Origin of the sequence: Duganella sp. 1224 (assembly GCF_013408245.1) — a bacterium.
In the GTDB taxonomy this organism is placed as follows: Bacteria; Pseudomonadota; Gammaproteobacteria; order Burkholderiales; family Burkholderiaceae_D; genus Rugamonas.
Genome location: NZ_JACBYS010000001.1, coordinates 1,161,296 through 1,187,273 on the forward strand (window position 1 = coordinate 1,161,296; position 25,978 = coordinate 1,187,273).

Genomic DNA, 25,978 nt, shown 5'->3' on the forward strand with positions numbered 1-25,978 from the left:
TGACGGGACGCGGGGGTTTTTGCATTTTGAAAGGAGACCATCATGAGTGACTGGAGCTACTGGCTGGCGGCCGCCGGCGTGACCGTGATCCTGGAACTGTTCAGCGGCACCTTCTATCTGCTGATGATTGCCATCGGCCTGGCGGCGGGCAGCGGCGCCGCCTTGCTCGGACTGGGTGAGGCGTTGCAGTGGCTGATCGCCGCCGTGGTCGGCGTCGGCGCCACGGTCGCCTTGCGCCGCAGCCGCTACGGACAACTGCAGCAGCGCGTGCAGGCCGAGCGCGATCCCAACGTGAACCTGGACATTGGTCAAACCATCCATGTGCCGGCGTGGCAGGATGGCGCGGCGCGCGTGATGTATCGCGGCGCGCTGTGGGATGTGGAGTTGGCGCCCGGCAGCAGCAGCGCCCCCGGGCAGTACACGATACGCGAAGTGCGCGGCAGCCGCCTGATCGTGGCGGCGTAAGATCAACTCACGGAGAACTACATGGACATCAGCATCGGCAATGTCACCTTCATTCTGTTTATTCTGGCTCTGGTATTTGTTTTCAAGACGATCAACGTGGTGCCGCAGCAGCACGCGTGGGTGGTCGAGCGGCTCGGCAAGTATCACGCCACGCTGGGGCCGGGCCTCAACATCGTGATACCGTTTGTCGACCGCATCGCCTACAAGCACGTGCTGAAGGAGATCCCGCTGGACGTGCCGCCGCAGGTCTGCATCACGCGCGACAACACGCAGTTGCAGGTGGATGGCATTTTGTACTTCCAGGTAACGGACGCGATGCGCGCGTCATACGGCTCGTCCAATTACATCGCTGCCATCACGCAGCTGGCGCAGACCACGCTACGCTCCGTCATCGGCCGCATGGAGCTGGACAAGACGTTCGAGGAGCGTGAGCACATCAACACCACGATCGTGAACGCGATCGACGAATCGGCCGCCAACTGGGGCGTGAAGGTACTGCGCTACGAGATCAAGGACCTGACGCCGCCGAAGGAAATCCTGCACGCCATGCAGGCGCAGATCACCGCTGAGCGCGAGAAGCGCGCGCTGATCGCCGCCTCGGAAGGCCGCAAGCAGGAGCAGATCAACATCGCCAGCGGCGAGCGCGAAGCGCAGATCGCGCGCTCGGAGGGCGACAAGCAGGCTGCCATCAACCGCGCGCAAGGCCAGGCGGCGGCGATTGTGGCGCTGGCGGAAGCGAACGCCTCGGCGTTGCGCCAGGTCGGCGCCGCGCTGCGCGAACCGGGCGGCGACGAGGCCATGAACCTCAAGGTGGCCGAGCAGTACGTGAACGCCTTCGGCCAACTGGCCAGGACCAACAATTCGATTATCATACCGGCCAATCTGGGCGACATGAGCGGGCTGATCGCCACCGCGCTGCAAGTCGTCAAAACACAAGGCAAGATCATCAAGGAGTAAGACATGGGCACCTGGGCGGTAGACGCGTTCGGCAACGACTACGCGCAAGACTGGGCGGAAGACCTGCACGAGACCAGCAATCTGGACGCGGTGGAAGACACCCTCAACACCGCGCTGGACACGCCGGGCGAACTGGATGCGCCGTTCGCGGCCGAGGCCCTGGTGGCAATCGAAGTGCTGGCCCGTCTACAAGGCAAAGGCGGCCCGCGCACCGAAGACAGCGCGTCCGTCGACGAGTGGGTGGACGTGCGCAAGCCCAAGGCCAAGCCCCGCGCCGATCTGGCCGACAAGGCCATGCGCGCGCTCGACCGCATCCTGTCCGCCGACAGCGAACTGCGCCAGCTATGGGAAGAGAGCGAGCACCACGCCGAGTGGTTGGCATCGGTCGAAGACCTGCGCGCCCGCCTCAAATAACTCCGGGGTCAGGTCCTCCATTTCTACACGAGCTGTGCCGTACGCACGCGTACGGCACAGCTCGTGTAGAAATGGAGGACCTGACCCCGGATTAAAAGGCGTAGGTGAGGCCGGCGGTCCAGGCTTTGGGGGGATGGACCGGGTAGCTGCGGTAGCGCAGGCCGTCGTCGCGGCTGTGTTCGCGCGCCAGTTGCAGCGTCCAGTTGTCGAAGGGGATGGCGACGCCGAGCTTGACGTCGTAGCGCGAGCGCGCCGGCACGCCGGGCCAGACGCCGTCGCTCAGGTTGTATAGCAGGCCGGCGTGGGCGATCAGGTTGAAGCGCGGGTGCACCGGGTAGAAGGTGTTGACTTCGCCGTACAGCACCTTGGCCCGGAAACCGAAGTAGCGCGGTGCGTAGGAGAGCCGCGCGCTGGTGCGCTCGCTGCTGACGCCGGCGTAGCATTCGTGGAAGTCGTTGAAGTGCGATTGCGTGTAAGTGATCCGGCCGCAGCCGGCATCCCAGCTCAGCGATGACGTCAGCCGGTGCGCGTAGCCGGCATACCCTTGCAGCTTGTAGCCGAAGTCGTCGCCGATGTGCATGCCGGCGACGTAGGCGCCCGCGTACCAGCCGCTGGCGCTGTCCAGATTGAGCGTGAGTTGCGGCGACGGGCTGCTGGTGCCGGCCGCCTGGCCGCGAAAGGTGTAGGCCGATTGCAGCCCGACGCTGCCGCTGAGGTCGATCTGCGCGGCGGTGGGCGCGGTCAGCGCGGCCAGCAGCAGGGGCAGGGCGCGCTGCGTCAAGGCGCGGCGCCGCGTTGGCTGAGGGTGCGGACGCAACTGAGGTCGCGCACCAGGCGGGAGATGGCGGTGCATGCGTCTATGGTAGCAGCATGCAGGGCCGCGCCCGATTGGATGAGCGCGCGCATTTGCGCCGGCGAGGCGCCGGGACGCAATTCGTCCAGCAAGGCCAGCATGCCGCTGACGTGGGCGGCGGCGTACGAGCTGCCGCTGACGAAGACCCAGCGCCCGCCCGGCGCCGAGGTGGGGATGTCGTTGCCGGGCGCCAGCAGCGGCGGATCGGCGCCGGCGCTGCCGTCGCTGTCGCCGCTCACGCGGGCCGCACTGCCGGGCTGCGCGAGGGCGATCGCGCCGGGTGCGCTGGTCAGGCGAGGGATGGGGGCGGTTTGCGCGGGCTCGAAGCGCGGTTGCGCGGCGACGGCCAGCACGCCGCGGTGGCTGGCCGGGAACGCCGCGCCGGTGGCGCGCGGGTCGATGGCGCCAACCACGCTGATGCCGCGTTCCAGCGCCACGTCGAGCAGACGGTCCAACAGCCTGTCGGGCGGGCCGGACAGGCTGAGGTTGATGATTTGCGCGCCGTTCTGGATGGCGAAGTTGATTGCCTTGCTCAGCGTGAAGCTGTTACATCGGGTGACGAGATCGCGCTGCTGCCAGCAGGCCCGCAGTCCCATCACTTTGGCGCGCGGGGCGATGCCGAGGATGCCGCCGCCGCCAACGCGGGCGGCGATGATGCCGGCCACCGCGGTGCCGTGGTTTTCCGGCGGGGCCGGGCCGGCGTCGACGAAGTTGTTGTTCAGCGCCAGTTGGCCTTGCAGGTCGGGGTGGAAGGCGTCGATGCCGCTGTCGATCACGGCGACCTTGACGTCGCGGCCGCTGGTGTAGCGGTGGAGCTCGGCCACGTGCCAGTAGCGCGCGGCGGGCTGGACGCGGTAGAGCGGATCGCCGGCCAGTTCGGCGTCGAGATCGGCAGCGACAGCGGCGCCGGCCGTCTGGCTCATGGCCATGCCCTCAAAGCGCGCCACCGGCTGCGCCCATTCCACTTGCGGGTCGCGCGCCAACTGGGCGATCAGTTGTTCGGCGTTGGCGGTGTCCGGATAGCGCATGACGTAGCAGTCGATGCCCAGCACCGGCATGGCCCAGCCTTCGACCAGCGTCAGGCCGTGCTGGCGGGCGAGTGCCTCGGCGCGGCGCTGGCGGGCGTTACGGCTGTTGTCTTCGATGTAGCGGCCGCCGTAGCTGGCATCTGGCCGATAGTGCGTGGCGGGCAGGCGCAGCATCACCAGCAACTGGTGGTCATCGCGGTACTCGTCCTTGGCGCCCGGGCTGGCGGTTGCGGCGACATCCGTGGTGGGCAGGTCGCTTTCGGGACGGGCGGCCAGCGCCGGCGCGTGCGCGGCGGCCAGCGCGGCCCACAGCAGCAGGATGCGCAGCCATTTCACGGCCGGGCCTCGCCATCCAGCGGCTCCGCCAGCTTGACGGCGGCGTTGGCGCGCAGCGCTTGCAGCACCTGGGCGTGGCGGTCGGCGGGCACGTTCAGCAGCCAGGCGTCTGTGACGGTGGGGCCGTCGACGATGCGGGCATTTTGCGCCTGCAGGATGCGGCGCAGTTCGCGTTCGCTGGTGTTGGGCTGGAACATGACGACCATGTTGCCGCCAGCCGCCGCGCTGGCGCCAAGGACACGGTAGGCCGGCGTGTCGTCGGGACGCAGCAGCAGGGTGCCCAGGCCGATGATGGTCACCCACTGCGCGGCAACCGCCCAGCGCAGCCACGAGGATTGGTTGGCCGCCGCCGCGCGCCACCATGCGACGCGTTGCGGCGTGCCGGGGGCGGCCGATGCGCGCTGTGTGCCCTGTGCAGCGGCGGTGTCGGCGTCGGCGGCGATGTCAGCTGGCGCGGCATGCCCGGTGGCGGTCTGGGCGGCGATGTTGGCTGGCGCGACATGCGCGGCACCGGTCGGGGCGGCAGTATTGGCTGGCGCTGTGCGTTCCTGCGGGCCGAGCGCCGGCAGCAGCCGGGCCAGCGCGCGTTCCATGTCCACGCCATCGGGCAACTGGTCGGCGCGCATCGCGGCCTCGGTGCGCATGCCGTATTCCCATTCGAGCTCGTAGCGGCACTGCGCGCAGCCCTGCAGATGCTCGTGCACGCGCCGCGTCTCGTCCGCCGATAGCTGCGCCGACGCATACCACGGCAGCAATTCGCGCACCGCCTGATGCTCCGGTATATCCAGTCTGACCACGCGCCCGCTCATCGGCTGCTCTCTCTTTCGTTCCACAACAAATCCTTCAATCGGTGCCGCGCATGAAACATGCGGGTCTTGACCGTATTCAGCGGGCAGTCGACAATCTCGGCGATCTCGGCATAGGCCATATCGTGATAATACGTCAGCACCATCACCGCCCGCTGCGCGGCCGGCAGCGCGTCCAGCGCGTCGGCCACGGTCTGTTGCATCTGCTGCCGGCCCAGCACTTGTTCCGGCTGGCTGTCGCCCTCATCTTCGTACAGCGACGCGTCCGATTCGACCGGCTCGTCGGTCAGTTTCAGCCCCTTCAGCGTCTTGCGGTAGGCAATCGCGAAAATCCAGGTGGAGGGCTTGCAACTGCCGTCGTAGCTGGCCGCTTTTTGCCAAACGACCAACATGGTGTCATTGACCACTTCCTCGATCAGCGCCGGATTGCGCGCCATGCGGCCGGCAAAACGCGACAGGCGCGGAAAATACGCGCGATACAGCGTCTCGAAGGCATGCCTGTCCCCGGCGGCGATCCTGCCTAATAATTGTGCATCATCTGAATCCGGGGCCATCCACTTCCTCCATTTTCCCGGTTAATACCTTGCCGAACGCAAACGGTTCTACAAATCGGGAAATTATTTTTAGGCTACCATGCGCATATGAACCTGAACCAGCAAATCGACCACCTGAGCACCTTCCTGCAGCGCCACGAGCGAGTGCTGGTGCTGACCGGCGCCGGCCTGAGCACGGCGTCCGGCATTCCCGACTACCGCGACAAGGACGGCGTGCGGCGCGGCCGCAATCCGATCCAGGGGCCGGACTTTCGCAAGTCCGAGGCCGTGCGCCGCCGCTACTGGGCGCGCAGCATGGCCGGCTACCCGACCCTGGCCGGTGCCGCGCCCAACGCCGGCCACCACGCGCTGGCCGAACTGGAGCGGACCGGCCGCATCCACAGCATCATCACCCAAAACGTCGACGGGCTGCACACCGCTGCCGGCAGCCGCAAGCTGATCGAGCTGCACGGCAACATCCATGGCGTGCTGTGCCTGGCGTGCCGCAAGGTGCATCCGCGCGCCGCCATCCAGCAGTGGCTGGCCGAAGCCAACCCGTCGCTGGTGCCGACCGGGCCGGCCGGCGAGGTAGTACCGGAGGCGCGGCCGGACGGCGACGCCGAGGTCGAACTGGACGAATTCCAGGATTTCCGGCTGCCGGTGTGCGACGCCTGCGGCGGCGTGCTGCAGCCCGATGTGATCTTCTTCGGCGACAACATCCCGCCGCAGCGCACGGCCGAGGCCCTGCAATGGGCCGACGAGGCGGACGCGGTGCTGGTGGTCGGCTCGTCGCTGATGGTGTTTTCGGGCTACCGCTTCGCCAAGCTGGCGGCGCAGGCGAACAAGCCGATCGCGGCCATCAACCTGGGCAGGACCCGGGCGGACGACCTGATCGGCCTGAAGGTGGAGGCGTCGGCGGTGGAGGTGCTGCCGCTGCTGCTGTAAGCGGCTTAGCGCTGCAGCATGGAGCGGACGATGGCTTCCTTGGCCAGCACGTAGTCGGTGCCGGCCAGCACGAAGTTGGTGTTGGGCTGGATCACCTTGATGTTGATGAACACCATGTCGCTGGTTTCCGCGTACGAGCCGACCACGATGGCCTGGGCGTTGTGGCTGGTGGCCACTTCGCCGATCTCGCGCGTGAGCATCAGCTCGCCTTGGTTGCGCTTCAGGTAGACGCTGTTGCGCAGCTTCATTTCCAGCATGCTCAGGCCGCCTTGCGCCATGCGCGTGGACACCTGCTCCGACACCAGCCGGCCCAGCGTGGTGGTCTGTTCCAGCGCGTCGATGTTGACCACGGTGGCGACGATCAGCGGCTTGTCGGCCACCAGCTTGCCGCTCAGCTGCTGCAGCAGCGTGTCGGCCGCCTTGTAGTTGGCGTTGATGAACTGGTTGGGCGAGATGGTGGCGTAGTTGCCTTCGTCATTTTTCGGCGTCGACGAGCAGGCCGCCAGCAACAGCGGCAGGGCCAGCATGCCGGCGCGGACCAGGGATGTCATCTGCATCACATATCTCCGCGCACCTGGAAGGTGCGGGTCAGTTTAGGTTCTTCGGGCGTCGGGTCGACGATGCCGTACAGGATGCGGTCGCTGTCGGCCACGTAATAGGCCGAAGTGTTGCGCGCCAGGTAGCGGTACTGGTCGGACACCGAGACGGTGACGATGATTTCGGTCTTGGGCGTGTCGCCCGGCGCGAACTGGGCGTTGAACCAGTCGTAGGCATCCCAGGCGCCGGCGCCGACCGCGACGTTGAGCAGGGCTGGCGCCTCGATCTCGCTCAGCAGCCAGACGCCGCTGCCGAGGATGGCGCGCTCGCCGTGGTAGCGGTACTGCGGCCGGTTGGCGCTGAACGTCACCGCCTGCACGTCCATGTCGATCTTGAGCGAGCCGGCCGGGCTGCGCGAGACGACGTAGCCGTCGTTGACCAGCGAGGTGGTCAGCTGGGTCGCCAGCGCGCGCTGGAATGCCGACGGGTTCTTCGGCTCGTTGATGTACACCGGGCGCGGCGGGCTCTTGCGCAGCTCGGCCACGACGCGTTTTTCGATATTGTCGGAAATCACGCCCCAGTGGTAGGCGGCCTGCAGCTTGGCTTGCTTGGTGGTGGGGAAGTTGGCGGCCAGCGGCGTCGGCGTGTAGCGCGCCGCGCATCCCGCCAGCAGCGTCACCCCGGCCGCCAGAGCCATTGCAGTTTTCAGCGCCATGATAGCCTCGTCGTCAAAAGTCCAGTCGTCGCGGCCAGCCGATGGCCACGAATGTAAAATCATCCAGCGCCCAGTTTAGCATGGATGTTTCTAATTAGAAATTCAGGCGGCGATAAAAAACCCGGCGCGGGACCGGGTGGTGTACGGGACGCGCAACAGTTTAGCGCTTGTGCACTTTCATCGCCTGCTGGACCTCGCGCTTGTTGTCGCGATCTTTCTCCGTGGCACGTTTGTCATGCTGTTTCTTGCCCTTGGCCAGGCCGACCTCGCATTTGACGCGGCCGCCCTTGAAGTGCAGGTTGAGCGGCACCAGCGTGTAGCCGGCGCGCGTGACCTTGCCGATCAGCTTGTCCATTTCCTGGCGGTGCAGCAGCAGCTTGCGGGTGCGCACCATGTCGGGCGTGATGTGGGTGGAGGCGGTCGGCAGGGCGCTGATGTGGGCGCCGAACAGGAACAGCTCGTCGCCCTTGATGGTCACGTAGGCTTCCTTGATCTGCACCCGGCCGTCGCGGATGGCCTTGACTTCCCAGCCTTCGAGCACGATGCCGGCTTCGTAGCGGTCTTCGATGAAGTAGTCAAAAAAGGCTTTTTTGTTATCGGCTATGGTCATGAGTTGGTATCGGTTAAACTACTGCTGCGCGCCGTCGGACGCGAATAATTCAACATCATAGCAAATGGTTAGACAATGGCAGTAGTACACAAATCAGTTTTCCTGGGTTACAGCGCGCAGCAAATGTTTGATCTGGTGGCCGGCATCGAGGACTATCCCAAGTTTCTGCCGTGGTGCGGTGGTGTCGAGATCCGCGAGCGCAATGGCAACACGGTAGTGGCCAGCGTCGGCATCAACTACCATGGCGTCAAGCAGAGCTTCACCACCTCGAACGAGAACACGCCGCCCGATCAAATCAAGATGAAGCTGGTGGACGGGCCTTTCAAGTGCCTGGACGGGGTATGGACCTTCAAATCGTTGCGCGCGGACGCGTGCAAGATCGAGCTGGACCTGCGCTATGAATTTTCCAGCGGCTTGCTGGACAAGCTGGTGGGGCCGGTGTTCGGCATGATCGCCAACAGCATGGTCGACTCCTTCTGCAAACGGGCGGAAACGGTCTATGGCGGCTGAGACCTTTGCCATCCAGGTGTGCTACGCCAGCGACGCGGTGCAATTCCTGCGCGACCTGCAGGTGCCGGCCGGCACCACGCTGGAGCAGGCGATCGCCCTCAGCGGCGTGCTGGACGAGGTGCCCGGTCTGGACCTGAGCCAGCTGCAGACCGGCATCTACGGCAAGAAAAAGCCGCTGGACACGCCGCTGCGCGCCCACGACCGCGTCGAACTCTACCGGCCGCTGATCGCCGACCCCAAGCACGCCCGCCGCCGCCGCAAGACCGCATCGTCCGCCGAGTCCGCCGAGTCCGGCGATTGATCAACTCAGATTCCGCAATACAAAATCACGCGTGGCCGGGTGGTGGAAGAACTCGGTGTGCCAGACTTCGTTCTGTTACTGGTCGGCGCTGCCGAAGCTGAGCATGTGGTCGGCCTCGGGCGTGGCGTCGGGCAGCAGGACGTTGGCATAGGGTACGACCATGTCGTTGGCGTTGTCGATCAGCGCGCGGTTGAGCAGGGCGCCGGCGCGCTCCAGCGCCGAGTCGCCGTAAGCGAAATTGGCGCGGGCGTAGTAGCTGTTGGCGCTGGTCAGCAGCGAGCCGCCGCGGTTCAGCAGCGAGATCAGCGTTGAATCCTCGGCCAGCGCCTGCACGCTGGGGCGGTCGAAACCGAGCGACACCACCATCCGCGCCAGCCCGATCACCACGTCCAGCGCCAGGCTGCCGCTGAACGAGGCCAGCAGCGCGGCGACATTGAGGAAATGCTTGATGTCGTCCGGCTGCGCCAGCGGCGAGCCCTGGTTGGCGGCCGCCACAAACATCACCTTGCCCACCCTGGCGATGCGTCCGGCCCGCGCGCGGGCGATGTCGGCCAGGCCCTCGCTCAGCAGCGAGCGCACCACCAGTCCGCCGCGGCTGTGGCACAGCAGGTCGACTTCCCAGCCGGCGTTGGGCGGCAGACGGTGCAGCAGGTTCATGGCGTTCTGCTGGGGCGTGCGGGCGATGGTCCAGTGGTCGTAGCCGAACACCCGGCCCTCGTAGCGCTCCAGCAGCGCTTGCAGGTCGAGCGCGCCGAACGCCGCCTCGGTCGAGCTGAACACGCCATGCACCAGGATCAGCACCTTGCGGCCGCGCGCCATCGCCAGTTCGCCCTGCGTGGCGCTGTGGCCGTAGCCGTGACGCAGCGCCAGCAAGCGCTCCGGCTTGCTGTGCGCCTCGATCTTGTCGATCATTGCCTGCGTCATGCGCTCCCTGGCGTTGAGCGTGGCCTGCACGATCCAGTCCCAGCCCGCTTGCGCCGGCGACACCAGTCCCGGTCCGGTCGGTCCGGGAAACACGAATTGCACGCAGCCGCTGTCCTTGTGGCGCACGATGTGCAGTTGGCTGTCGGCGATGAAGGCGGCCGGCAGCGGCGGCGTGCCGGCCATCGGCTGCAGGTCCGGCATGGCCGCCACCAGGGCGCGGTCGGCCAGCGCGTCCTGCAAGGCGCGATGCAGTTCGGCTTGCTTGTTGGGAGATAGTGGCATGGGTGCAGTTTAGCGCCGTCCGCGCAGGCCGCCTTGCACTGTTGCAAAGTGGGTTTGCAGGCGTGGGGCTTTTCTCGCGTTGCGATGCCAGCCTAAGATACACTCATCGTTATCCCAAGCTAAGAGTTCATGATGAGACGCAAGTTCTTGCTCCTGGTCGCCAGTTTGTGCTGCGGCGTGCCGCCCGCCAGCGCGGCGCCGGCGTGTCCGGCCGTCACGCGCGTCGGCCTCAGCGACCTTGGCTATGCCGCCTACCGCGAGCAGGGGCGCATCGCCGGCATCTCGGTCGATATCGCCAGGGAGATGGCCCGGCGCAGCGGCTGCAAGTTCGAATTTCACTGGTATCCGCGCCAGCGGCTGTTCATCGAGCTGGCGGCGGGACATATCGATATGACGATGGGTTCGTTGCGGCTGCCGGAGCGGGATGCCTACGCCGACCATCTGCCTTACGCCTGGGTGCAATACGATCTGGTGCTGGCGGATCCGGGCACACAGCATTACACCAGCCTGAGCGACTTTGTCGCGCGCGGCACCGGCCGGCTCAATGTCACGCGCGGCCTGGCGTATGATCCGGCGATAGAAACCCAGCTGGCGCGGCTGGCCGCCGCCGGCCGGCTGGAGGTGGTGAACGATTTCGAAACCGTGTTCGGCAAACTGGAAATGGGCCGCGCCGACGGCACGCTGGCCACGCCGCCAATCTACAGCAAGTATCTGAAGCAGAGCCGCCTGCAGGCGCGCGCGGCAATCGTACCGCTGCCCGAATCGGCGCCGCGCGTGACGGGCATCTACCTGTCCCGGAATACGGTGCCGGCCGATACGCGCCAGTACTACGCCGCCGTCGTCAAAGCCATGCTGGCGGATCAGGCGGTGCAGGGCATTTTTGCGCACTACTTCGACGATGCCGCCGTCAAGCGCGCCTTCAAGCCCGGACTGGCGCCGCTGCTGAACGGCCTGTCCACGCCGGACAAGCCGCGCTAGCGGCGCGCCATCCACGCATCAGCGGCCGTTGACGTCCACCGTGCGCGCGTCCAGCTTGACCTTGACGCTGGCCGCCGGCTTGGCGCCAGCCGATTCGGCCAGCGTAACCAGGTACTCGCCGGCGGCGATCTTCCAGGTCTTGCTGGCGCTGTCGTACACGCCCAGCAGGCGCGGATCGATCTTCACCTTGGCCTGGCCGCTGGCGCCGGCCTTGACGGCCAGCTTGTCCCAGCCACCCAGGCGCTTCGGCGCTTCCCAGCCGCCTGCCACCGGCGACACGTAGACCTGGCCCACGGCCTTGCCATCGCGCTTGCCGGTGTTCTTGATGTTGAAGCTGACCTCGATGCCATTGCCGGCTGGCTTGGCGCTCAGGCCCTCATATGCAAAGCTGGTGTACGACAGGCCGTAACCAAACGGGAACAGCGGCTTGTGGCCCTTCAAGTCAAACCACTTGTAGCCGACCGCCGCGCCTTCGATGTTGTAGTCGGTGGTGACCTTCTCGATGATGTTTTCATCCTTGGTCTTGGCGTCGCCATCCAGCTTGGGACGCGGCAGCTGCGCCAGCGACGCCGGGAACGTGGCCGGCAGGCGGCCGGACGGATTCACTTCGCCACTCAGCACGCGGGCAATCGCCGCGCCGCCATTCGAGCCCGGATACCAGGCCTCGACCACGGCGCCGACCTTGTCCAGCCATGGCATGACGACCGGGCCGCCGGTCTGCAGCACCACCACGGTTTTCGGATTGGCCTTGGCCACGGCGGCGATCAGGTCGTCCTGCTTGTTCGGCAGATTCAGGTCGTCGGCGTCGAAGCTCTCGGCCAGCCACTGGTTGCCGAAGACGATGACCACGTCGGCGCCGGCGGCCAGCTTGGCGGCGGCGACGACGTCCTTGCCGTCGTTGTAGGTCAGCTTGGCCCTGGTCAGCTTGGCCAGTTCGCCCATCGGCGACGAGCGGTGGTAGACGATGGGGCCAGGGAAGTGCGTCGGGCCCTCATTCGGCACCGCCGAACCACCTTTCGGATAAACCTGTGCCGAGCCGCCGCCCGACAGCACGCCCACATCCGCGTGGCCGCCGATGATGGCGATGCTGCGCACGCCGGCCGCCAGCGGCAGCAGGTCGTTGTGGTTCTTCAGCAGGACGATGGCCTCTTCGGCGTCGGCTTGCGTGACCTTGCCGTGCGCCTCGAAGTCGATGCCGGCATCGGCCGACGTTGGCGTCGATACCGGATGCTCGACCACGCCGTGCGCGAACATGGTGCGGGTGATGCGCTTGACCATGTCATCCAGGCGCGCTTCCGGCACGTGGCGGTTGACCACCGCTTCCTTCAGCGCCTGGTTGAAGTAGTCCGACTTGTCGAACGGATGGCCGGACTGCTGGTCCAGGCCACGGTTGGCGGCCGGGATGGTGGAGTGGGTCGCGCCCCAGTCGGACATCACGTAACCGGTGTACTTCCAGTCCTTCTTCAGCACCTCGTTGAGCAGGTAGTCGTTCTCGCAGGCGTAGTCGCCGTTGATGCGGTTATACGCGCACATCACCGAGCCCGGGTCGCCGCGCTCGATCGCAAACTGCAGCGCCAGCAGGTCCGACATGCGGCCAGCCTTGTCCTCGATCTTGACGTTGACGTGATTGCGGTTGGTTTCCTGGTCGTTGAAGGCGTAGTGCTTGACGGTGGAGATGATGTGGTTCGACTGGATGCCGCGAATCTGTTCGCCGACCATGGTGCCGGCCAGCAGCGGATCTTCGCCGCCGTATTCGAAGTTGCGGCCGTTGCGCGGCTCGCGCATCAGGTTGACGCCGCCGGCCAGCAGGATGTTAAAGCCGGTGCTGCGGGCTTCGCTGCCGATCATGGCGCCGCCGGCGAACGCCAGTTGCGGATTCCAGGTGGCGGTGGTGGCCAGGCCGGAAGGCAGCGAGGTGCGCTCGTACGGCTTCTTGGAGACGGCCTGCGTGGCGACGCCAACGCCGGCGTCCGACTGCCATTGTGGCGGCAGGCCGAGACGCGGAATGCCAGGCACGTAGCCGGCCGAATCGGGACGGCCTTCCTTCGGCTGCTCGTATTTTTTCGGGGCGAATTCGGTGGAGAAGTAGGCGAAGACGGTCTGGATTTTTTCGTCCAGCGTCATCGCCTTGACCAGCTGCTCGGCGCGCGCGTCCGGCGATTGCGCCGGATCGAGCCAGGGTTTGGAGGCGTCTGCGGCGTGCGCGGCGCCGGTCAACATGAGTGGATAAGCCAGTGCCAGGGACAGCCAGAGACGCTTCTTCATAGGATTACAGTGTCCTTATAATTTTAAGTTGATGTGTCAGCGCGGGATGAGGACCTCCAGCGCATATGCTCCGCCCGCAACGATACCTTTGATAACGTTTTCAGTCAAACGCTTCCCGTCCTGCCACACCTGGATGTCGTCCACGTCCGCACGTTGTATAGACACATTGAAGGTCGCGTGGCGGAACTGGCGCACCACCTTCATGCCATTCCAGTGCGATGGCAGCTGCGGCTTGATGGTCAGCCCCTCGCTGTTGCCCTTCAAGCCGCACAGGCCCTCGACAAAGCACAGGTAGACCCACGACACGGTGCCGGTGTTGAACAACTGGCTGGAGCGGCCGGCCGTGCGCGGATACTCGTGGAAGGCGCCGCGATAGTAATTGGGGATGAACACCGGCAGCTGGCCGCGCTGCAGGTAATCGGCCTCGCTCGGACCCGGCAGCATGCGGCGCAGCAGGTCGTAGGCGCGGTCGCTCTCGTTGATGGTGTACAGGCTGTAGATGTAGAACACCGCCGCGTGGTTGTACACCGCGCCGTTCTCCGCCGATCCCGGATGCTTTTGCGTGACGCGGCCGACGTCGTCGCGCATGGCGCTGAACGGCGGCGCGAACATCTGCACGCCGTAGGGCGTCACCAGCTGCTGGTCAACCTGTTCCAGCATCGAGGCGCGCTGGCCGGCGTTGGCGGCGCCGCCGAGAATGGACCAGGCCTGCGGGTTGAGCCAGATGCGGCCCTCCTTGTCCTTCTTGATGCCGAAGGTGACATTGTCGTCGGTGATGCCGCGCGCGAACCAGTCGCCGTCCCACAGGTGCTCGTTGGCGGCGCGGTTGACGGCGCGCGCCCCGGCGCGGAAGTGCTTGGCGCTTTCGCACAGCGAGGAACTGGCGCCGGTGGTTTCGCAGATCTCGGCCCACAGATTGAGCGCGTAGGCGGTGGCCACGGTCAGCCAGCCAGACACGCCGCGGCCCTTGTAGCCGACCATGTTCATCGGGTCGCACCAGTCGCCTTGCGCGATGTAGCTGAGGCCACGCTTGTCGCGCGCCTGCAGCAGCCAGTCCATGGCGCTGCTTACGCGCTCGGACACGGTGAGGGCGATGCCGGTTTCCTTGCCCACCACGTCCTCGTGCAGGATGTCGTAGTCGCCGGTTTCATCAAGATAGACCTTGAGCGCCACCGGCAGCCACACGCAATGGTCGGTGTGCGGCACCTGGTTGATGTATTTCAGTTCAGCGCCCTCGGCCAGCAGGATCCCGTCCGGCATGGCGCCGCTGGCCTCCTGCTGCGACAGCGCGTGCAGGAAGGCGGCGCGCATCACGCTGGGCTTGATGAAGCTCATGCCCATATTGTCCTGCAGGTAGTTGCGGGTCTGCGGGTCGGTGCTCAGGCGATTGACGTCGCCGTGGTAGAACACCTGGCGCGGCAGCCAGTTGTTGACGAAGTTGTCCAGGTCCGCGTCCGGCGTTTCGATCTTCAGGCATCCCTGGCCGCTGGCGACGTAGGCCGCGTAGTCGTCGGCGGCGGCCTGGAAGGCGGCCGCGTTCAGGTACCTGGCGCGCACCGCCGCGATTTCGGCGTCGTCAAACGCGGGGCCGAACAGGAAGCGGTAATCGCGCGCCTCGCCCTCGGCCAGCGCCACGCGGTACTGCACGGCGGCGGTGGGCGTTTCGTAGCGGGCGTCGCTGTTGCCCATCTGGTCGGCGACGATGGAGGAGGGCGCGTGCAAGCCGCCTTCGCCCTCGAACGCCGACTGGCGCACTTCCCACGCGTCCGGCGCTTGCTCGCACAGGAAGTAGGTCTTGTCCTTGAAGTCCTTCTGCTTGAAGTAATCGGCCACCTTCTGGTACGGCGTGACACTGCTGGCCACCACGCCGCCCAGGTCCGGCCGGTATTCGCCGGACTGGTTCATCCACGACATGTAGCCGATCGGGAAATAGGGATAGATACTCAGCTTGCGCGCGCGGCCGGACAGATTGGTCACGCGCAGCGACCACAGTTCCACCACGTCCGCCACCGGCAAACCGAGAGTCAGTTCCACCCGCACGCCGAGGTGCTCGATGGTCCATTCCAGGTTGCTCTTGCCGACCGAGAAGGTGAAGCGGTCCACCGGCGCGCGCACCGGCTCGTACGGCGCCGAGAACAGCTGGCCGGTTTCCTCGTCCTTGATGTAGAAGAAGCGGCCGGGGTGGTGCGCGTAGTAGTTCTGCTCCGGCTGCATGAAGGTCTTGGCCTCCAGGTTGGGCGCGTGCGCGTACTTGGCGGGCTCCGGCTGCATGAACTGCGCGGTGGCGTAGCCGCGGCAGGTGATCTGGATCATCATCTTCTGGTTCCACAGGAAGCCGGCCGCCTGCGGCATGGCCGTGGCGCTGGTCAGTTCGTAGCGGTGACCGTCATGGGTGGGGCGTAGCATTGCTTTCTCCGTCAGGATTTGCGCGCTTCCAGATCCGCCTGGATCCGCAGCAGCTTGTTGTTATCGAGGTTGTAGAGGAACATCACGGCCACCGCGAGCAGCGCGAAGGCGGCCGGAATAAAGGACATCAGCCACACGATGCCGGCCTGCGAGCCTTCGCTCTGCGCGGCGTTGGCGACGTAGCCGAGGCGGGTGAAGATCCAGCCGATCACCGCCACCGCGATCGCGGTGCCCAGCTTTTGCGAGAAGGTGGCGGCAGCGAAGGTCATGGCGGTGGCGCGGCGGCCGGTGCGCCACTCGTTGTAGTCGGCGGTGTCGGCGTACATCGAGAACGCCAGCGGCGACTTGGGGCCGAGCGCCAGGCCCATGCCGATCTGCAGCGCGAACATCAGCCCGATCTGGTCGCGCGGCACGAAGAAGAAGGCGGACGACAGCACGGCGGTGATGCTCATCAGGATGATCATCAGCTTCTTCTTGTCGACGAAGCGCGTCATCAGCGGCGTGAGCGCGGCGCCGGCGGCGGCCGCCATCATGTAGGCCGGCACAAAGCCCGCCATCAGGTCCGGGCGACCGACCACGTACTTGAAGTAGTAGGCCGCGCTGCTGGTGCGCAGCGTGATGGTGATCATGATGATCAGCGCCAGGAAGAACAGCGCCACCCACGGCCGGTTCTGCGACAAATCGCGCACGTCCTGCCAGACGTTGCTCTTCTGCGTGGACGGCGGGGCGATGCGCTCGCGCGTGTTGAGGAAGGTCAGCACGAACAACAGCGAGGCCAGCACGCTCCAGGTCAGCATGGTCAGCTGCCAGCCCAGCTTGTCGTTGCCGGCGCCCAGCCAGCGCACCAGCGCCGGCGTGGCGGCGGTCACCAGCGTGCCGCCGGCAAAGGCGAAGATGAAGCGCAGGCCGTTGACGGTCGAGCGTTCCTGCGCGTCCGCCGACAGCACCCCGGACAGCGCGTTGTAGGGGATGTTGATGCAGGTGTAGCACACCATCATCGCCAGGTAGGTGCCATAGGCCCAGACGATCTTGCCGCCCTCGGACAGGTCGGGCGTGGTGTAGGTGAGGAAGGCGGCGCCGGCCAGCGGCAGCGGCACCCAGATCAGCCACGGACGGAACTTGCCCCAGCGCGTGCTGGTGCGGTCGGCGGCGGCGCCGATCATCGGGTCGGTGAAGGCGTTGACGATTTTGATCGCGAACATCATGGACGCGGCGGCGGCGGCCGAAATGCCAAACACGTCGGTGTAATAGATCAGCAGGAAGGTGGCGATATTGGTCCAGTAGAAATTGAACCCCATGTCGGCCACGCCGTAGCTGATTTTTTCCCGCCAGGTCAGTTGTTTAGTCACAATTCGTCTTTACGCGCATGTAAAAGCAGGCAGCAAGGGTATCACTGCCTGAACGGAACGTGTTGCCGTTCCGGGGAGAGCCTGGATTTGATAGCGGTAACTATCATGTTTGCAGGATCTGCCGCACCAGCTCGGTGGGCGATCCGGCGATGTCGAGCACGATGCCGGCTTCGTCCTCCTGCAGCGGTTCCAGCGCGGCCAGCTGGCTGTCCAGCAGCGAGGTGGGCATGTAGTGATCCTTGCGCGCGGCCATGCGCTCGGCGATCAGTTCACGCGGGCCGGCCAGGTGGGCGAAGCGCAGCTCGGGGTCGGCGCTGCGCAGCAGGTCGCGGTAGCGGCGTTTGAGCGACGAGCAGGACAGCACCAGGCCGCTGCCGCGCACACGGGCGTCGTGGATCTCCTTGTGCAGCGCCTGCAGCCAGTCGGCGCGGTCGGCGTCGGTCAGGGGCACGCCGGCGGTCATCTTGGCAACGTTTGCATAAGAGTGGTAAGCATCGCCTTCGAGGAAGGGCACGTCCAGCGCGCCGGCCAGCTGCAGCCCAATCGAACTCTTGCCGCAGCCGCTGACGCCCATCACCACCCAACGGGCTTGTGTATTTTTATTCATAGGAATGATAGCGCTAACAGGTACGGCGAGTTTAGACGGATTGAAAAAAATGTAAAGCATTATCGATGGTGCGGCGCAACAGCCGGGCTCGCTGCCGTCGGCGGTGCCGGCGATGGTTCCGCTCGCGTACGCTCAAGCGCTCTCGCGCGCCATCAGCGTGAAGCCGAGGTCGATCTGGCGGTTGGGCGGCGTGTCGCCCTTGATGACCGAGCGCAGCAGGGCGGCCGCCTCGTAACCGATGCGGTAGCGCGGCGTGCCGATCGTGGTCAGCGACGGATTCATCCAGGCCGATGCCGGCAAGTCGTTGAAGCCGCAAATCGCCAGTTGCGTCGGCACGGCGATGCCGCGCCGCTGGCATTGGTAAATGGCGCCATGCGCCAGGTCGTCGTTGCAGCAGAAGATGGCGTCGCAGTCGGGCGCCTGCGCCAGCATGCGGCCCAGCAGCTCGGCGCCGAGGGCGATGGTGGACGGTTCGGCCACCATCACCTCCAGCCGGGCGTCGGCCAGGCCGGCTTCATGCATCGCCTTGCGGTAGCCCTCGGCGCGGCGCAGCGTGCGCTCGTCCAGCTGGGCGCCGATGAAACCGATGCGCTGGTGGCCTTTTTCCAGCAGATAGCGGGTCATCGCGTGGCCGGCCTGGAATTGCGAGAATCCGACCGTCAGCTGCTCGGGATCGGTCGACATGTCCATCATCGACACCACCGGCATGCGCAAGGTGGACAGGATCTGCTGCACCCGCGGGCTGTGGGTCAGGCCGGACAACAGCATGCCATCGGGATTCGACTGCAGGTAGGTGTTGATCAGCTTTTCCTCTTCCTTGTCGGAATAGCGGGTATTGCCGATCAGGATCTGGTAATCATCGGCGTCCAGCGCGTCCTGGATGCCGGCCAGCACCTCGGTGAACACGGCGTTGGACAGCGACGGCACCAGTACCGCAATCACCTTCGACTGCGACGACGCCAGCGCCCGCGCGGCGCGGTTGGGCACGTAGCCCAGCTCGGCCACCGCCTTCTCAACGCGGTCGCGCAACGCCTGCGACACCATCTCCGGCTGGGTGATGGCGCGCGACGCGGTCATGGTCGCTACGCCGGCCTTGTTGGCCACCATCGCCAGAGTGATACGGCCGCTGGCGCGGCTCCTGCCCGCTTGTGTCTTCGTCATTGCTGCAACATGAATGATATTGATAGCGATATCATACGGCAGCCAAGCCGAAAGAGAGAGCATTTATTTGCATTCGGCCAACACCGCTTGCGTATTTTTACGCAATTCCTCGCGCTGGGCGTCGTCCATGAAGCTGCGTTCGCCATTTTTATCGAAGGTGCTTAGCCGCACGCCCTGGTCCAGCGCCTGCTGGTTTTTACGTGCCGCGTCGCAGCGGGAAGTCTGATCGGCCTTGCGCCTGGCCTCGTCGGCGGCACGCTGGGCGGATTCGGCGGCGGCCAGCTTGCGCTGTTTAAAATCCTCGTTGCGCTCTGTCAACGTCGGCGCCGGTGACGGTGTCGGCTGCGCGCTGTCGCCGGACTCCGTCGCGGCCGGCGCATACGGATTGAACAACGGCTTGCCCGGCGCCTTCAAGATGCGCTTTTCCGGAATGCCGGGCGGCGGCGGCCGGTCGGACAACTGCTTGACGCCTTTGTCGTCGATCCAGATGTACTGCGCCAGCGACAGTGGCGCGGCCGCCAGCAGCAGGGCGGCAAGCAGGATATGGCGGTGATTCATACGGCGCTCCAGTAAGGCATGCACCGATTTCGCCATGATTCATAGCAACTGTCAATCAATCCGTGGCGCTCAATGGGCGTTGCGAGCAATTAAGTACGAGGCCAACCTCAGCATCGCCGAAAGTGGAAAAGCGTCTGATCGTTTGGCCGAGCAGCCATCCTACATGCCACCACCACCCCATTCCACGCTCTACGTGAACAACAAGGTTACGAATGCGACGATCTACCTCGACTACGGCGCATACATCGAGGATGGGATTCATGCGTCGCAGATCGCTGCCGTGTCGATGCAGACCGTCTGCGCGCCGCCAGCAATATGGGCAAAAAGCCCCGAGCGGCTCTTCAGAGGGCTTCGCTTACAGCTGCTTGCGGCGCAGTGTCACAGCGCCCACCAGGCCCAAGCCGGCCACCAGCATCGCATAGGTTTCAGGTTCTGGAACGGCGTTGATGTCCCGCAATTGCCAGTTATTACCGTTATCATACATTTGCGTTAGTAAATAATAATCTGGGATCACTTGATACTTAGGATCCAAAGATGAATCGTAGAGGTTAACCATACTGAGGTAATCAGGATAAGCTCCCCCCGCGTAAAATTGAAAAACAAAATCAGGACCGGCGCCGACGTAGAAGTTGTTACGTTTTCCGTTAGAGGACACCTCTCCTGCAATTTCTAAGTGGCCGCTTTTCTGTACGCCATCGACGAAAACTGACGGATTGGAAAGGTCTGTAACAAGACCGTCGATCGGCGTCCCGTCAAATTGACCGCTAACGACAATGCCAATATTGAAGGTGAATGAGAAGCTGTATGTGTTCGCTTGTGCGGCGGTCGACAAAAGCGCAAAAAGCAACGGCACTGCCTGGAAGAGCATTTTCATATGAGTACCCCCTAGTGGTGTATATATTGGCAACAATTCATTCTACATGCTAAATTGCAAACTTGTTGGCAATATTTTATTTTGGCTGTGAATTTTGCTTGTAATTGAAACCGGCTTGGGTCCACCTGATGCTGTAAGCTACGCCAGTGTCGCCGCCGCCGATGCGCGCTGCACCGCCCTCGGAGTGGCTGACTGGGCCCCGCGCGCCGACGCCGAGAAGGAGGTGGCGCTGCGCCGGGCAACCCAGTTCATGCTGGCCAACTACCGCCAGCGCTGGGCGGGCCGCCGCGTGTACCAGGCGCAGGCGCTGGACTGGCCGCCGCGTGTACCAGGCGCAGGCGCTGTACTGGCCGCGCGACGACGTCATGCGGCACGATCATTAGCGTGCGCTTTTCGTCCCCCGGCTTGCGAAGCGCCGCATCAGCGGATGGTCATCCGCGTTGATCGTCAGCTGCGTAAAGCTGAGCTATGAGCCAGCCTCGCCGTCCCATTAGCGCAATAGCCCGGCCACGGCGAACATCGATTCGTCTGCGCCAATACGCCAGCGCACGGGCTTGCCGCTTTCGTAGTTCGGTTCGTAGAAGGTGGTCATCGGCATCAGGCACAGCTGCGACTTCGTCCACGCGCCAGAGAAGGACCGCAGCCGACCGACGGTCTCGGCGCGCCCGTTCTTCGTGTCGAATGGGCGAACGCCTGGCGGGATGCGCTTGCGCGGCACCATGCCGTAGCTGGCTACCAAGCCTTCGCGCTGGCCGCCGGCGCCCGGCGCACGGTGGGCGCGCCAGAGTCCTTCCACGTCTCAGTCTTCCAGAAGCCGGCGTCGTGCAGCTCGATGATCACGCCCATCGTCGTCTCCAGCGCGATTCCTTTGCAGGCTTAATGTCGTATATGTGTGCAGTATCGGATCCGGGGAAATAATGAAGGTTTGGGCATCGAGGCGGCGGGAGAACGGATATGCGCTAGCTGCGGCAGTGCGGGCGGTCGACGGCACCTCGTTGCTGGAGCTGGTGGTGGTCGAGGTCGCGCTCGACGGCGACCGGCGCCCGTCAAAGATTGCGCGACTGATGCCGATCAGCGAACAGCGGATTCTTGTCCAGCTTCTGCAGCCGAAGCTGGTGAAGCTGCAGGGAGGGACGTTGGTGCTCAGCGGTATTGAGGAGCTGCGACAAAGCGGCGACCGCCCGCGCGGACTGGCGCAAACGTGGGTCTGCCAGTCGCGGATGCCCGGCGGTCGACTGCCACATTAAGTGGATGTCTGATGAAGCCTTCGAGCTCGGCGGGTTACGGGTCTGGGACGCACATGGCGAACAGCCCGAGCGCCTGGAGCGCGCCGGATGGCTGGTGGAGATCGACATCAAGGAGCGGGAACTGACCAAGCGTGAGGCGCGCATGCTGCGGTAGGTCAATGCGAACGGCGCCGCTGGTTGGGTTCAGGACTCGGCATAGGCATTGAAGTGGGGCAAACGTGGGCGAAATTTGGGCGAAAACTCAAACCATTTTGGACAATTCCGGGCATACAGGTAGTTTATTATCTACTCCAAACCACTAAGTCTAGGGGGCTCTGGGGAAGTTGCAGACAAAAAAGTACAAAGCGCGTATAATCTGCTTTTGCGCCTATAGGAAATGCTATGCGTCTACTCCAAAAAGCACTCACCTTCGATGACGTGCTGCTCGTCCCAGCGTACTCCAACGTTCTTCCTGCGGATACGTCCCTCAAAACCCGTCTGACTCGCAATATCAGCCTGAACATCCCGCTGCTGTCGGCAGCCATGGATACGGTCACCGAGGCGCGCCTGGCCATCGCCATGGCGCAAGAGGGCGGTATTGGCATCATTCACAAGAACCTGAATCCGAAGGATCAGGCGCGTGAAGTGGCGCGCGTCAAGCGCTTCGAGGCTGGCGTGCTGCGTGACCCGATCACCATCCCGCCGACCATGAAGATCCGCGACGTCATCAAGCTGACCGAGCAGTATGGCATTTCCGGCTTCCCGGTGGTCGAGGGCAAGGAAGTGGTCGGCATCATCACCAACCGCGACCTGCGCTTCGAGCAGGAGCTGGACGCCGAGGTGCGCGTCAAGATGACGCCGCGCGAAAAGCTGGTGTACGTCAAGGAAGACGCCGACACCACCGAAGCCAAGCGCCTGATGAACAAGCACCGCCTGGAGCGCGTGCTGGTGGTCAACGACGCCTTCGAGCTGCGCGGCCTGATCACCGTCAAGGATATCCAGAAATCGCACGAGCACCCGCTGGCGTCGAAGGACTCGCAGGGCAAGCTGCTGGTGGGCGCCGCCGTCGGCGTGGGCGCCAAGGATGAAGAGCGCATCGACCTGCTGGTCGCTGCCGGCGTGGACGTGCTGGTGGTCGACACCGCCCACGGCCACTCGCAGGGCATCCTCGACCGCGTGAAGTGGATCAAGACCAAGTACCCGCAAGTGGACGTCATCGGCGGCAACATCGCCACCGCCGCCGCCGCTAAGGCGCTGGTCGAATACGGCGCGGACGCGGTCAAGGTCGGCATCGGCCCGGGCTCGATCTGCACCACCCGTATCGTCGCCGGCGTCGGCGTGCCGCAAATCACCGCCATCTCCAACGTCGCCGAGGCGCTGGAAGGCACCGGCGTGCCATGCATCGCCGACGGCGGCATCCGCTTCTCGGGCGACATCTCGAAGGCGCTGGCCGCCGGCGCCTCGACCGTGATGATGGGCTCGATGTTTGCCGGCACCGAAGAGGCGCCGGGCGAGGTGATCCTGTACCAGGGCCGCTCGTACAAGTCCTACCGCGGCATGGGCTCGCTGGGCGCGATGTCGGACGGCTCGGCCGACCGCTATTTCCAGGACGCCACCATGAAGGCTGACAAGTTCGTGCCGGAAGGGATCGAAGGCCGCGTCGCCTACAAGGGCTCGGTGCTGGCGATCATCTTCCAGCTGGTCGGCGGCGTGCGCCAGTCGATGGGCTACTGCGGCTGCGCCACCATCGATGAGCTGCGCAACAAAGCCGAGTTCGTCGAGATCACCTCGGCCGGCATGCGCGAATCGCACGTGCACGACGTGCAAATCACCAAGGAAGCGCCGAACTACCGTTCCGGCGACTAAGCGATCCTTGCAAACGCCGGCCGACGCCGGCGTTTTTCTATATTCAACCTGGTTCAGACTCCATGCACTCTAAAATCCTCATTCTCGATTTCGGCTCCCAAGTGACCCAGCTGATCGCGCGCCGCGTGCGCGACGCCGGCGTGTTCTCGGAAGTGTATCCGTATGACGTCAGCGACGAATTCGTGCGCAATTACGGCGCCGCCGGCGTGATCCTGTCGGGCAGCCACAGCTCCACGCTGGAAGGCGACGCGCCGCGCGCGCCGGACGCCGTGTTCGACCTGGGCGTGCCGGTGCTCGGCATCTGCTACGGCATGCAGACCATGGCCGCGCAACTGGGCGGCAAGGTCGAGAACGGCAAGGTGCGGGAATTCGGCTATGCCGAGGTGCGCGCGCGCAACCACACCAAGCTGCTGGACGGCATCGTCGACTTCGTCACCGACGAAGGCCACGGCATGCAAAAGGTCTGGATGAGCCACGGCGACAAGGTGCTGGACATGCCGCCGGGCTTCGTGCTGATGGGCGACACGCCATCGTGCCCGATCGCCGCCATGGCCAACGAGGAGAAGCGTTTCTACGGCGTGCAGTGGCACCCGGAAGTCACGCACACGGTGCAGGGCAAGGTCATGCTGAGCCGCTTCGTGCACGAAATCTGCGGCTGCAAGTCGGACTGGAACATGCCGGACTACATCTCGGAAGCGGTCGAGAAAATCCGCGCGCAGGTGGGCACGGATGAGGTGATCCTGGGCCTGTCGGGCGGCGTCGACTCGTCGGTGGCGGCGGCGCTGATCCACCGCGCCATCGGCGACCAGCTGACCTGCGTGTTCGTCGACCACGGCCTGCTGCGCCTGAACGAAGGCAAGATGGTCATGGACATGTTCGCCAAAAACCTGGGCGTCAAGGTGATCCGCATCGACGCCGAAGACCAGTTCATGGGCCACCTGGCCGGCGTCTCCGATCCCGAGCAAAAGCGCAAGATCATCGGCCGCGAGTTCGTTGAAGTGTTCGACCGCGAATCGGGCAAGCTGGTCAACGCCAAGTGGCTGGCGCAGGGCACCATCTACCCGGACGTGATCGAGTCGGCTGGCAAGGGCAAGAAGGGCCAGACCATCAAGTCGCACCACAACGTCGGCGGCCTGCCGGAGCACATGAAGCTGCAGTTGCTGGAGCCGCTGCGCGAACTGTTCAAGGACGAAGTGCGCAAGCTGGGCGTGGCGCTGGGCCTGCCGCATGACATGGTCTACCGCCATCCGTTCCCGGGTCCTGGCCTGGGCGTGCGCATCCTGGGCGAAGTCAAGAAGGAATACGCCGACCTGCTGCGCCAGGCCGACGCCATCTTCATCGAAGAACTGCGCAACACGCCGTACGAGGCGACCGTGGTGCCGGGCTTCGATCAGGACGCCGTGCCGCGGAACTGGTACGAGGCGACCTCGCAGGCGTTCGCCGTGTTCTTGCCGGTCAAATCGGTCGGCGTGATGGGCGACGGCCGCACCTACGAATACGTGGTGGCGCTGCGCGCCGTGCAGACCCAGGACTTCATGACCGCGCACTGGGCGCACCTGCCGCATGCGCTGCTGGGCAAGGTGTCCAATCGCATCATCAACGAAGTGCGTGGTATCAACCGCGTGGTGTATGACATCAGCGGCAAGCCGCCCGCGACCATCGAGTGGGAATGAGCCAGTTTTTAACCCATTGATTTAATTGAGTTAAATGAATGTCATTGATGATCTTGGTTGGGTCATCAATGACATTTTTCATGGAAGGCTGTCTGCGTTTAGCTGGAATAAAAGGCTTGAAGCGTGTCTTTAGAAATTGGTATATGATGATCATCATGCGCAACAAAACCCCCAATCAGAAGTTCTTAAACCGCAAAGAAGAAACGCACGAGCGTATCGTGGAAGTTGCGGCTCGTGCCATTCGCCGCACCGGCTATGGCGGTACTGGTGTCGCAGACATCATGAAAGAAGCCGGCCTGACGCATGGCGGCTTCTACGCGCACTTCGATTCTCGGGATGCGCTGCTGGCGGAAGCCGGGGATCGCGCTGGTGCCGAGTCGGTAGCGTTGGCGGCGCGCGTGGCGGCGGCGGCTCCCCCTGGGCTTGCGTTGCAGGCCATGATGCAGGCCTATTTGTCTCCGGAGCACATCGCGGCGATTGAAACAGGGTGCCCCGTTTCGGCGTTGGGGTCGGAAATGCCACGGCAAGCACCGGAGGTGCGGCGGGCGGCGACCATCCACATTAAGGAAATGATTGACTTATTCGCGCGTCAATTGCCGAATTGGGGGCAGCCCCAGGCGCACGAACAGGCAATGGCGCTGGTGTGCGGCTTGATCGGTACGACGATGGTGGCGCGTGCTGTCGACGATCCGAAGTTGTCGCAAGCGTTGTGTGCCGCCGCGCTAAAACAATTTTCGCTGGTCGCCGGCTCAAGGGTTGATTAGGCATTTTTTTTTACCCATGAATATGATGGTCATCA

Annotated in this window: 28 protein-coding genes and 1 pseudogene; 13 read left to right on the top strand and 16 right to left on the bottom strand. The window is 64.6% G+C overall.

Annotated features, from left to right (window positions below; translation table 11 throughout):
- Positions 1 to 42: 42 nt before the first annotated feature.
- Genes FHW58_RS05285 through FHW58_RS05295 form a run of 3 tightly spaced genes read left to right on the top strand, consistent with a single transcriptional unit; the run spans position 43 to position 1,836 of the window.
- Positions 43 to 465 (top strand): NfeD family protein, encoded by a 423-nt coding sequence (locus tag FHW58_RS05285; protein ID WP_179671990.1) that lies wholly within the window; start codon positions 43 to 45, stop codon positions 463 to 465.
- A gap of 21 nt (positions 466 to 486) precedes the next feature.
- Positions 487 to 1,422 carry an SPFH domain-containing protein gene (locus FHW58_RS05290; RefSeq protein WP_179671991.1) on the top strand — a complete coding sequence of 312 codons (936 nt, stop codon included), beginning with the start codon at positions 487 to 489 and terminating at the stop codon, positions 1,420 to 1,422.
- Positions 1,423 to 1,425: 3 nt separating this feature from the next.
- Positions 1,426 to 1,836, top strand: a complete 411-nt coding sequence (locus FHW58_RS05295) for a DUF4259 domain-containing protein (protein ID WP_179671992.1) — start codon at positions 1,426 to 1,428, stop codon at positions 1,834 to 1,836.
- A gap of 91 nt (positions 1,837 to 1,927) precedes the next feature.
- On the opposite strand, the gene FHW58_RS05300 is transcribed toward FHW58_RS05295, so the two are convergent.
- Genes FHW58_RS05300 through FHW58_RS05315 form a run of 4 tightly spaced genes read right to left on the bottom strand, consistent with a single transcriptional unit; the run spans position 1,928 to position 5,413 of the window.
- Positions 1,928 to 2,617: a TorF family putative porin gene (locus tag FHW58_RS05300; RefSeq protein ID WP_229265056.1), complete on the bottom strand. Its 690-nt coding sequence runs from the start codon at positions 2,615 to 2,617 to the stop codon at positions 1,928 to 1,930.
- Positions 2,614 to 4,053 carry a S8 family serine peptidase gene (locus FHW58_RS05305; RefSeq protein WP_373996628.1) on the bottom strand — a complete coding sequence of 480 codons (1,440 nt, stop codon included), beginning with the start codon at positions 4,051 to 4,053 and terminating at the stop codon, positions 2,614 to 2,616. Before FHW58_RS05305 ends, FHW58_RS05300 begins: the two co-directional genes overlap by 4 nt.
- On the bottom strand, positions 4,050 to 4,886 hold the full coding sequence (locus FHW58_RS05310; RefSeq protein ID WP_373996629.1) for a zf-HC2 domain-containing protein: 837 nt from the start codon (positions 4,884 to 4,886) through the stop codon (positions 4,050 to 4,052). The genes FHW58_RS05305 and FHW58_RS05310 overlap by 4 nt, the downstream gene beginning before the upstream one ends.
- The gene (locus FHW58_RS05315) at positions 4,859 to 5,413 is read right to left on the bottom strand and encodes an RNA polymerase sigma factor (RefSeq protein ID WP_179671994.1); all 555 of its coding nucleotides are present in this window, start codon (positions 5,411 to 5,413) and stop codon (positions 4,859 to 4,861) included. Before FHW58_RS05315 ends, FHW58_RS05310 begins: the two co-directional genes overlap by 28 nt.
- Positions 5,414 to 5,500: 87 nt before the next feature.
- Here FHW58_RS05315 and FHW58_RS05320 point away from each other — a divergent pair, with 87 nt between their 5' ends.
- Entirely contained in the window at positions 5,501 to 6,337 is an 837-nt protein-coding gene (locus FHW58_RS05320; protein WP_179671995.1) for an NAD-dependent protein deacetylase, read from the top strand.
- 5 nt (positions 6,338 to 6,342) lie between these two features.
- On the opposite strand, the gene FHW58_RS05325 is transcribed toward FHW58_RS05320, so the two are convergent.
- The 3 genes from FHW58_RS05325 to smpB all read right to left on the bottom strand — a co-directional run bounded on the left by FHW58_RS05325 (position 6,343) and on the right by smpB (position 8,199).
- Entirely contained in the window at positions 6,343 to 6,894 is a 552-nt protein-coding gene (locus tag FHW58_RS05325; protein ID WP_179671996.1) for a FlgO family outer membrane protein, read from the bottom strand.
- Positions 6,894 to 7,589 (bottom strand): hypothetical protein, encoded by a 696-nt coding sequence (locus FHW58_RS05330; RefSeq protein WP_179671997.1) that lies wholly within the window; start codon positions 7,587 to 7,589, stop codon positions 6,894 to 6,896. Before FHW58_RS05330 ends, FHW58_RS05325 begins: the two co-directional genes overlap by 1 nt.
- 160 nt (positions 7,590 to 7,749) lie before the next feature.
- Entirely contained in the window at positions 7,750 to 8,199 is a 450-nt protein-coding gene (smpB, locus tag FHW58_RS05335) for an SsrA-binding protein SmpB (RefSeq protein ID WP_179671998.1), read from the bottom strand.
- Between the two features lie 75 nt (positions 8,200 to 8,274).
- On the opposite strand from smpB, the gene FHW58_RS05340 reads away from it, so the two are divergent.
- Positions 8,275 to 8,709, top strand: a complete 435-nt coding sequence (locus FHW58_RS05340; protein ID WP_179671999.1) for a type II toxin-antitoxin system RatA family toxin — start codon at positions 8,275 to 8,277, stop codon at positions 8,707 to 8,709.
- Positions 8,699 to 9,010, top strand: a complete 312-nt coding sequence (locus FHW58_RS05345; RefSeq protein ID WP_179672000.1) for an RnfH family protein — start codon at positions 8,699 to 8,701, stop codon at positions 9,008 to 9,010. Before FHW58_RS05340 ends, FHW58_RS05345 begins: the two co-directional genes overlap by 11 nt.
- Positions 9,011 to 9,085: 75 nt before the next feature.
- Here the strand turns inward: FHW58_RS05345 and FHW58_RS05350 are convergent, their stop codons facing one another.
- Positions 9,086 to 10,216: a hypothetical protein gene (locus tag FHW58_RS05350; RefSeq protein ID WP_179672001.1), complete on the bottom strand. Its 1,131-nt coding sequence runs from the start codon at positions 10,214 to 10,216 to the stop codon at positions 9,086 to 9,088.
- 132 nt (positions 10,217 to 10,348) lie between these two features.
- Between FHW58_RS05350 and FHW58_RS05355 the strand changes: the two genes are divergently transcribed.
- Entirely contained in the window at positions 10,349 to 11,194 is an 846-nt protein-coding gene (locus FHW58_RS05355) for an ABC transporter substrate-binding protein (RefSeq protein WP_179672002.1), read from the top strand.
- An 18-nt stretch (positions 11,195 to 11,212) separates the two neighbouring features.
- On the opposite strand, the gene FHW58_RS05360 is transcribed toward FHW58_RS05355, so the two are convergent.
- From FHW58_RS05360 to FHW58_RS27890, 7 genes and pseudogenes are all read right to left on the bottom strand, one after another.
- On the bottom strand, positions 11,213 to 13,459 hold the full coding sequence (locus FHW58_RS05360; protein ID WP_179672003.1) for a beta-glucosidase: 2,247 nt from the start codon (positions 13,457 to 13,459) through the stop codon (positions 11,213 to 11,215).
- A 36-nt stretch (positions 13,460 to 13,495) separates the two neighbouring features.
- A complete protein-coding gene (locus FHW58_RS05365) occupies positions 13,496 to 15,865 on the bottom strand; it encodes a GH36-type glycosyl hydrolase domain-containing protein (protein ID WP_179672004.1) in 2,370 nt (789 codons plus the stop codon).
- A gap of 11 nt (positions 15,866 to 15,876) precedes the next feature.
- The gene (locus tag FHW58_RS05370) at positions 15,877 to 17,214 is read right to left on the bottom strand and encodes an MFS transporter (RefSeq protein WP_179672005.1); all 1,338 of its coding nucleotides are present in this window, start codon (positions 17,212 to 17,214) and stop codon (positions 15,877 to 15,879) included.
- A gap of 103 nt (positions 17,215 to 17,317) precedes the next feature.
- Positions 17,318 to 17,821, bottom strand: coding sequence for a gluconokinase (locus FHW58_RS05375; RefSeq protein WP_229265057.1), 504 nt, complete (start codon positions 17,819 to 17,821; stop codon positions 17,318 to 17,320).
- 132 nt (positions 17,822 to 17,953) lie between these two features.
- Positions 17,954 to 18,982, bottom strand: a complete 1,029-nt coding sequence (locus tag FHW58_RS05380) for a LacI family DNA-binding transcriptional regulator (protein ID WP_179672006.1) — start codon at positions 18,980 to 18,982, stop codon at positions 17,954 to 17,956.
- Positions 18,983 to 19,045: 63 nt separating this feature from the next.
- The gene (locus tag FHW58_RS05385; protein ID WP_179672007.1) at positions 19,046 to 19,540 is read right to left on the bottom strand and encodes a DUF4124 domain-containing protein; all 495 of its coding nucleotides are present in this window, start codon (positions 19,538 to 19,540) and stop codon (positions 19,046 to 19,048) included.
- Positions 19,541 to 19,895: 355 nt separating this feature from the next.
- A pseudogene (locus FHW58_RS27890) lies at positions 19,896 to 19,982 on the bottom strand (PEP-CTERM sorting domain-containing protein); the annotation flags it as partial.
- Positions 19,983 to 20,508: 526 nt separating this feature from the next.
- Between FHW58_RS27890 and FHW58_RS27895 the strand changes: the two are divergent.
- Entirely contained in the window at positions 20,509 to 20,886 is a 378-nt protein-coding gene (locus tag FHW58_RS27895) for a DnaT-like ssDNA-binding protein (RefSeq protein ID WP_373996630.1), read from the top strand.
- A gap of 18 nt (positions 20,887 to 20,904) precedes the next feature.
- Here the strand turns inward: FHW58_RS27895 and FHW58_RS27320 are convergent, their stop codons facing one another.
- Positions 20,905 to 21,210, bottom strand: coding sequence for an SOS response-associated peptidase family protein (locus FHW58_RS27320; RefSeq protein ID WP_373996631.1), 306 nt, complete (start codon positions 21,208 to 21,210; stop codon positions 20,905 to 20,907).
- Between the two features lie 121 nt (positions 21,211 to 21,331).
- Here FHW58_RS27320 and FHW58_RS05400 point away from each other — a divergent pair, with 121 nt between their 5' ends.
- The 5 genes from FHW58_RS05400 (at position 21,332) to FHW58_RS05420 (ending at position 25,943) form a co-directional block, all read left to right on the top strand.
- Complete coding sequence (locus FHW58_RS05400) at positions 21,332 to 21,661, top strand: hypothetical protein (RefSeq protein ID WP_179672009.1); 330 nt, start codon at positions 21,332 to 21,334, stop codon at positions 21,659 to 21,661.
- A 4-nt stretch (positions 21,662 to 21,665) separates the two neighbouring features.
- Positions 21,666 to 21,815: a hypothetical protein gene (locus tag FHW58_RS05405; protein ID WP_179672010.1), complete on the top strand. Its 150-nt coding sequence runs from the start codon at positions 21,666 to 21,668 to the stop codon at positions 21,813 to 21,815.
- Between the two features lie 227 nt (positions 21,816 to 22,042).
- A complete protein-coding gene (gene guaB, locus FHW58_RS05410; protein WP_179672011.1) occupies positions 22,043 to 23,506 on the top strand; it encodes an IMP dehydrogenase in 1,464 nt (487 codons plus the stop codon).
- 62 nt (positions 23,507 to 23,568) lie between these two features.
- On the top strand, positions 23,569 to 25,179 hold the full coding sequence (guaA, locus tag FHW58_RS05415) for a glutamine-hydrolyzing GMP synthase (protein WP_179672012.1): 1,611 nt from the start codon (positions 23,569 to 23,571) through the stop codon (positions 25,177 to 25,179).
- Between the two features lie 143 nt (positions 25,180 to 25,322).
- Positions 25,323 to 25,943 carry a TetR/AcrR family transcriptional regulator gene (locus FHW58_RS05420; protein WP_179673287.1) on the top strand — a complete coding sequence of 207 codons (621 nt, stop codon included), beginning with the start codon at positions 25,323 to 25,325 and terminating at the stop codon, positions 25,941 to 25,943.
- Positions 25,944 to 25,978 lie beyond the last annotated feature (35 nt).